Genomic DNA, 449 nt, shown 5'->3' with positions numbered 1-449 from the left:
AGTCCGGCTACGCCGGCGCGGAGATCGAACTCAACACGCTGGTCGGCCGCTACCTGAAGGACCTCGAAATCGCGCAGGCGGTCGCGGGCTACATCGACGAGCTACCGAACGTCACGGCGACGGTCCGCCAGCGCGACTTCGGCTCACTCGTGGACGAACTGCTCGCGGGCAGTATCGAGGCCCGCCCGCCGTGGTTCCTCATCGGCTGGGGCGAGGCGACGTTCGACGGCGGCCTCGTCATGGAGGCGCTTCTCGCCTCCGACGGGACGCTCACGACGTGGCAAAACGAGGAGTTCGACGCGCTGCTCGAACAGGCCGGCAACCAGTCCGGCGAGGAGCGCGAGGCGACCCTCCAGGAGGCGAACGCGATGGCCCACGAGCAGTGCCCGTGGATATTCCTGAACCAGCAGTACAGCGTCTACGGCGTCAACGACGCCATCGCCTGGGAG

At 67.7% G+C, this 449-nt stretch carries 1 pseudogene; it reads left to right on the top strand.

The window, feature by feature from the left end:
- Nucleotides 1–449, top strand: a pseudogene (locus tag D3D01_RS22880) (peptide ABC transporter substrate-binding protein); the annotation flags it as partial.

The sequence above is a fragment of the Haloarcula sp. Atlit-7R genome (genome assembly GCF_003666065.1).
Lineage (GTDB): Archaea > Halobacteriota > Halobacteria > Halobacteriales > Haloarculaceae > Haloarcula > Haloarcula taiwanensis.
This window is presented reverse-complemented; position numbering and strand designations above follow the sequence as displayed.